The following is a 6,838-nucleotide window of genomic DNA, read 5'->3' as shown; positions in this document are numbered from 1 at the left end:
GTTCCCGACTACGACGAATACCTCGACATGGGCTCCTATTACCTGCCGTTCCTGCAGGGCATCGAACTGCGCGTGAAGGCGAACCGCGCCACCCAGCAGGTGCTTGGCACCACCATCACCTACGGTTCCTCCAGTGTGGAGATCGAGGCGTTCGCCGCGCCGAAGACCCTGGGATTGTGGGATGACGTGCGCGCCGACCTCATCGACGCCAACAGGGCCGCCAAGGAGACCGAGGGCGTGTTCGGCACCGAACTCGAACTTCCCGTCGTGGTCAAGGGTGGACGCAAGGTCACGACCCGCATCGTCGGCATCGACGGACCGCGCTGGATGCTCCGCGGCATCTTCTCCGGCAAGGCCGCGACCGATCCGGACAGCGACGAGACCAAGGCCCTGAACAAGTTCTTCGCCGACATCGTGGTGGAACGCGGCGAGGAACCGCTCGCCCCGCGCGACCTCATCCCGATGCATCCGCCGGTCGCCCCGGCCGAGCGCAAGGCCGCCAAGGCCGCGGCCGAAGCCGCCGACTCCGACAAGAAGGCGGATGTGCCGAGCCAGCCGAAGGGCCCGTTCGATTCCGACCAGCAGGTCGAGGTCAAGACCACGCTGTCGCGAGGACCGATGTTCTCCGAAGTGCGCTGAGCCGTACGTCCGATCGAATACAGCATGGCTGAAACCGAAACCAAGAGGAAAACCGGCCTTGGCGCGCTCGCCGAGGCCGGCGACACTGATGACTTCTCCGTGATCGACGCCATCGGAGGACCGCGCGGCGTCATCGAATCGATGCTTCCGGGCGTCGTGTTCGTGGTGTTGTTCGTCGCCACCTCCGACCTGCATCTGACCATCGGCGTCTCCGCGGCGCTGGCCGTGGCGCAGGTGTTGGTCAGATTATGCCAACGCCAATCCGTGATGGGCGCGTTATCCGGTTTGCTGGCGGTCGGCATCTGTCTGATCTGGGCATGGCACAGCCATGAGGCCCGCAACTACTACATGTTCGGATTCCTGACCAACGCGTTCTACATCGTGCTGTTGGGCGTATCGCTGCTGGCACGGGTGCCGGGACTCGGCGTGGTCATCGAATTCATCCGCACCCTGCCTACCGAGCATCTGCGCGAATGGCTTGCGGACTGGCGCGGCGACAGGGCGCTCAACCGCGCGTACACCATCGCCACCGCGTTGTGGATCGGCGTGTTCTCGCTGAGACTGGTGGTGCAGGTGCCGCTTTATCTCGGCAACCACGTGGGATGGCTGGGTACCGCGCGTCTGCTGATGGGAATTCCCTTCTGGGCGTTGGCGATATGGGTGTCGTATCTGATCGTGGCCACGCCGATGCATCGGCACAAGATGGCCGCCGCATCGGAAAAGGACGATGGGGCCGTCGCGGATGAACGGCACGGGGAAACGAAGGAGCAACAGTGATGGAATCGACCATCCGCATCGAACGATACGCCGACCAGGGACGTTGCGTCGGCCATATTGACGGTCGTGTGGTGTTCGTGCGATTCGCCCTGCCGGGAGAGCTGGTGCGCATCGCTTTGGACGAGCCCCACGATCGCGAGGACCGGTTCTGGACGGGCGAGGTCGTCGAGGTGCTGGAAGCCAGCGAGGACCGTGCCGAGCCGGTATGGCCGCTCGCCGGACCGCTCGCCATGGGCGGAGGCGTCGGCGGCGCCGACCTGGTGCATGTCTCGCTCGACGGGCAGCTGAAATGGAAGGCCGCGACGATCGCCGAGCAGATGCTCCGGCTCGGCCACACCGAAACCGAAGTGCCGATCGACCGCATGGTGGACGACGAACGGGAGCGTGGCCTGCATTGGCGCACGCGCATCGAAATGATCGCCGACGTCGATGGACGGCCGTCCATGCGCCGCCGTGGCACCCATGTCCGCGTGCCCATCGACACCATGCCGCTCGCCAGCCGCGCATTGCTCGACGTCGCCGGCCGTGAGCATGTGTGGGATGGCGGATTCACCCCAGGCGCCCAAATCCGGATCGCCGTTCCCGAACCGCGCGACGGTGGATTGGTCGGCGACGATTACGCGGTGCTCGTCGACGGCGAAGTGACCGCCGGCAAACGCGTGCTGACGGAAAAAGTCACCGTGGCGGGACACCGGTTCGAATACGACGTGGACGCCGGCGGCTTCTGGCAGATGCACCGCCAGGCGCCGATCGCGTTGACCAGCCATGTGATTTCCCTGGTCCGCGCGGAACTCGACGGCGCCGAAGCCGCATGCCTGTGGGACCTGTACTCCGGATCCGGACTGTTCACCCTTCCGCTCGCCACACTTGCCGCGCCCCGCACCCGCATGCTGAGCGTCGAGGGCGGCAAGACCGCGGTGCGAAACGCGCAACGCAATCTGCGGCGCCTGCACCTGAACAACGTCGACGCACGCGCGGGGGACGTGGCGAAAACCCTCGCCAACGTGCGCGCCGACCTCGCCAGGCCGGATGTGGTGGTGCTCGATCCGCCGCGCGCCGGCGCCCGTGCCAAGGTATGCAGGCAGATCGCCGAATCCGGGGCCCGTGGCGTCGTATACATCGCCTGCGACCCGGCAAGCCTCGCGCGCGACACCGCCACGTTGACGTCATTGGATTACGAGTTGGCCGACATCCACGCCTTCGACATCTATCCGATGACGCATCATGTCGAGACCGTCGCGCTGTTCAGAAGGCGCGCGCGGTGATCGGCACCCATGCCATCAGGCGTTTTGCCGCGGGTGTGCTCGCGGTCGTGCTGCCCTGCGCGGCGCTTTCCGGTTGCGTGCCGTCGAACGCCGCGGTGGGCGACACGCAATCCTCCAAAACCGCGGTCTCGCACAGCATGGAGGACCGCAACAGCCTGTCGGTCGCAATGATCGGCTCGGGCGACATCGAAACCGACCGCATGGCCATGGACGCCATGGAGTCCGGAAAACTCAAGCCGATCTACATCACCGTCTCCGGAACCGACGACCCCCAGGAAACCGCGCGGCAAGGTGTGCAGGACATGGCGCAGCGCAAAGCCGACGTCATCGTCGTCGCGGGAATCGACGTGAACGATACGAACCGGCAGGCGTGGAACGACGCGCTGCAATGCGCCAGACAGGCGGGAATCCCCGTCGCGCTGCTCAATCCCGTCCACAAGCCGAAGGACGCCAAGCTGTACGCGGCGAGCCTCGTCGCCAACGACCGCATGACGGATGCGAAACCGCTCGCCGACGTCGTGGTCTCCATCGCCAACGACGATCCGCACGGGCGAAGCATATTCGTCACCACCAATGTCGGGTCGGACGACGGTTCCGATACCAAGTGAGGGGCGGAACGGGATTCACGGCAACGAATCTCTGCGGACAAGACGCTAGGGCAACCGGGCCACGAACAACCGGACGCGATTGGCCGCCAGTCGGCAATCGGCCGGAAAGACCCTGAAAAGTCCCTGATTTCACCGTTGTTTCACGTTGCGCGGCGGCAAGAACCCGATTCCGCAAGGTAGTGTTGGCAGGTATGAGCGAAAGTCAAACCATGCCCGACATCGCCGAAACGGGACTGACCTCGGCGCAGGTCGCGGACCTGAAGGCAAACGGGCAGTCCAACGCCGTCAAATCATCGACGTCGCGTTCCCTCGCCGATATCGTGCGCGCCAACGTGTTCACGCTGTTCAACGGCATCATCTTCGCGGCCATGATCCTGGTCCTGGTCACCGGATCGTGGAAGGACGCCGTGTTCGGCTTCGTGATCATCATCAACACGGGCATCGGCATCGTCACCGAACTGAAGGCCAAGCGCACGCTCGACAAGCTGTCGATCCTCGTGGCGTCCGATTATCTGGTGCGCCGCGACGGCGCCGACGTGCAGGTGCCGCACAACGAGATCGTGCTGGGCGACATCATGTGGATCCGCGCCGGCGAACAGGTGCCGGCCGACGCGCGGATCGTGCGCTCATGGGGATTGGAATTGGACGAATCCATGCTCACCGGTGAATCCCGCACCGTGCGCAAATCGAAGGACGACGACATCTACTCCGGATCCACCGCCGTCTCCGGCATGGCCCTCGTGCGCGTCACCGCGGTCGGCGCCCACAGCTACGCGGCGACGCTGACCGCCCAGGCCAAGGTCTACAAGAAAACCGTCTCCGACCTCAACAAGGGCATCAACACGATCCTGAAGTTCATGACCTTCCTCGTGGTGCCGTTGTGCGTGCTGCTCATCTGGTCGCAGATGAACGCCGTCGGCGGATGGAACGCGGCCGTCTCGACCGGAGAATGGCGCTCCGCCGTAATATCCGCGGTGGCCGGCGTGGTCGGCATGATTCCGGAAGGCCTGGTGCTGCTGACATCATTGAACTTCGCGGTTGCGGCCATGCGCCTCGCACGCAAGAACACGCTGGTGCAGGAACTCGAATCCGTGGAGACGCTGGCCCGCGTGGACTGTCTGAACCTTGACAAAACAGGCACCATCACCGACGGCGGCATCATGCTCAACCGCGTGGAGGCACTGGATGCGGAGGCCGACATGCGGTCCATCAAACAGGCGCTGTTCGACCTGTCGAACGAAGGCCAGCCCAACGGCACCGGACAGGCCGTGCTCGCGGGGCTGGACGAACAAGGATTCTCGGCAGGACGCGTGGATGCGCGCGTCCCCTTCTCGTCCGCGCGCAAATGGAGCTCGATTTTCGACGGTTCCGCGGTATGGACGATGGGCGCTCCGGAGGTCATGGTCTCCCAGATGGACGGCGATTATGCCGATATTCTTCGGAAGGTCGACGAATACGCCAAGGACGGCAACCGCGTGCTGCTGATCGCCCGCCATGGCGGCGCCGCGCCCGCGGATTACGAAAGCGAACCGAGCCTCGATCGATCCTCACGGCCCGTGGCACTGGTGCTGTGCTCGGAGCACATCCGCTCCGATGCCGAATCCACGCTCCGATGGTTCCGCGAGCAGGGCGTGCGCTGCCGCATCATCTCCGGCGACAATCCGGTGACCGTCGGCGCGATCGCACGCAAGGTGAGGCTCACCGGAGACCGGGAGCCGCGTTTCATGGACGCGCGCGAACTGCCCGAAGACATCGACGAATTGGCCGAGGTGCTGGACAACGTGGATGTGCTGGGACGTGTGCTGCCGAATCAGAAGAAGGCCGTTGTGCAGGCCCTGCACAGGAACGGCCATGTGGTCGCCATGACCGGCGATGGCGTGAACGATGCGCTGGCCTTGAAGGAGGCCGACCTGGGCATTGCCATGGGCAATGCGGCGCCGGCCACCAAGGCCATCGCGCAGGTGGTGCTGGTCGACTCGAAATTCTCGCACTTGCCTGATGTGGTGGCACGTGGACGCCAGGTCATGGCCAATATGGAACGCGTCGCCAGTCTGTTCCTCGTCAAAACCGTGTACTCGGCGTTGATCTCGCTCGGTGTGGTGCTTACGCAGATTCCGTTCCCGTATCTGCCGCGCCACATCACCTACATCGGCGGATTGACGATTGGCGTGCCCGCGTTCATCCTGGCGCTGGCGCCGAACACGCGCCGGTACATCCCCGGCTTCCTCAAACGCGTGGTGCGGTTCGCCCTGCCGGGCGGCATCGCGGTCGCGCTGTCCATTCTGCTGTCTACGTGGCTGTTGCCGGGCATCATGCATTGGGATGTGTCGAACGCCGCCGATCTCGCCCAGTTGCGTGCGCTGAACGCGATCGTTCTGTTTGTGCTCGGTATTCTTGTCCTCGCCCGCGTGGCCCGGCCGCTTGTCGGCTGGCGCGGGCTTATGGTGCTGGCCTTCGCGGCCATCGGCGCGCTGGGCGTGGCGATTCCGTTTGTGAGGCGTTTCTTCGCGCTGATCGTGCCACGCGGCTCCACGTTGATGGCCACGCTGATCATGATCGCCGTTGCCGTGGCCATCTTCCTTGTCTGCGTGGGCACGGCGCGCGTGCTCTCCATGCGCAAGCAGGCCGGGAAGACCGAAAAAATCTGACCGTAATCAGGCACCACAAAGTTCTCCGGCCAACCTGGCCATCCCGAATTTCCCAGACTGCCGACGCTGAGACCCCTCTCAGCGTCGGCAGTCTGAAAAAAAGAGGGTTGCCGGGATTCCGGAGGCGGTGCGGCGGCGCATTGTCTCACATCTCAAACCGACACGCCAGACGCGAAGTAACGTGGCCGTACCATTCGAGGTGTTATATCGACGGAGGTAACACAGCGTATACCACCGCTTATCGCATCGGAGGGAATATGTCCTTGACTGATGATCAGCTGACGACTTTAGTCGTGGCTGGCAAGGATTACGACTACTACAACATTGCGAATCTTCCCGGCATCGACCATTTGCCTTATTCGCTGAAGGTCCTCGTCGAGAACCTGGTGCGCAACATCGACGGCGCCAACATCACCGATGAACACGTCAAGGCGCTGCTCGACTGGGATCCGAACGCCCAGCCGAGCCACGAGATCCAATTCACGCCGTCGCGCGTGGTCATGCAGGACTTCACCGGCGTGCCGTGCATCGTCGACCTCGCCACCATGCGCGACGCGGTCAGGAAGCTCGGGGGAGACCCGGAGGTCATCAACCCGCAGGTCCAGTCCGACATGATCATCGACCACTCCGTGCAGATCGACAAGTACGGCGTGGCCGACGCGGTCGAACGGAACATGGACATCGAATACCAGCGCAACAGCGAACGTTACCAGTTCCTGCGCTGGGGCCAGCAGGCGTTCAGGAACTTCCGCGTGGTGCCGCCGGGAACCGGCATCATCCACCAGGTCAACATCGAATACCTCGCCAAGGTCGTCATGACCAAGGCGGCCAAGAGCGGCAACACGCTGGCCTACCTCGACTCCTGCGTCGGCACCGACTCGCACACCACCACCGTCAACGG

At 64.0% G+C, this 6,838-nt stretch carries 6 protein-coding genes; all 6 read left to right on the top strand.

The features are described from left to right. The coding region (locus B3C64_RS03180) for a DUF3710 domain-containing protein (RefSeq protein ID WP_291533672.1) at window positions 1-639 on the top strand (639 nt) is incomplete at its 5' end. A 24-nt stretch (window positions 640-663) separates the two neighbouring features. Next, window positions 664-1,416: a DUF3159 domain-containing protein gene (locus B3C64_RS03175; protein ID WP_291533671.1), complete on the top strand. Its 753-nt coding sequence runs from the start codon at window positions 664-666 to the stop codon at window positions 1,414-1,416. Next, window positions 1,416-2,681, top strand: a complete 1,266-nt coding sequence (locus B3C64_RS03170) for a class I SAM-dependent RNA methyltransferase (protein WP_291533688.1) — start codon at window positions 1,416-1,418, stop codon at window positions 2,679-2,681. Before B3C64_RS03175 ends, B3C64_RS03170 begins: the two co-directional genes overlap by 1 nt. Further along, window positions 2,678-3,289, top strand: a complete 612-nt coding sequence (locus tag B3C64_RS03165) for a sugar ABC transporter substrate-binding protein (RefSeq protein ID WP_291533670.1) — start codon at window positions 2,678-2,680, stop codon at window positions 3,287-3,289. Before B3C64_RS03170 ends, B3C64_RS03165 begins: the two co-directional genes overlap by 4 nt. A gap of 191 nt (window positions 3,290-3,480) precedes the next feature. Then, complete coding sequence (locus tag B3C64_RS03160) at window positions 3,481-5,937, top strand: cation-translocating P-type ATPase (protein ID WP_291533668.1); 2,457 nt, start codon at window positions 3,481-3,483, stop codon at window positions 5,935-5,937. Window positions 5,938-6,194: 257 nt separating this feature from the next. Beyond that, a partial coding sequence (locus B3C64_RS03155) for an aconitase family protein (protein ID WP_291533667.1) occupies window positions 6,195-6,838 on the top strand: 644 nt, incomplete at its 3' end.

This window comes from Bifidobacterium sp. UBA6881, from assembly GCA_002451435.1.
Classification (GTDB): Bacteria; Actinomycetota; Actinomycetes; order Actinomycetales; family Bifidobacteriaceae; genus Bifidobacterium.
Note: the sequence above shows the minus strand (reverse complement) of the source record. Positions and strands in the feature narration are given on the sequence as shown.

Excerpts from the sequence above, each read along its gene's own strand:
- B3C64_RS03175 (WP_291533671.1), top strand. The coding sequence starts at position 664 with ATGGCTGAAACCGAAACCAAGAGGAAAACCGGCCTTGGCGCGCTCGCC.
- B3C64_RS03160 (WP_291533668.1), top strand. The coding sequence starts at position 3,481 with ATGAGCGAAAGTCAAACCATGCCCGACATCGCCGAAACGGGACTGACC.
- B3C64_RS03170 (WP_291533688.1), top strand. The coding sequence starts at position 1,416 with ATGGAATCGACCATCCGCATCGAACGATACGCCGACCAGGGACGTTGC.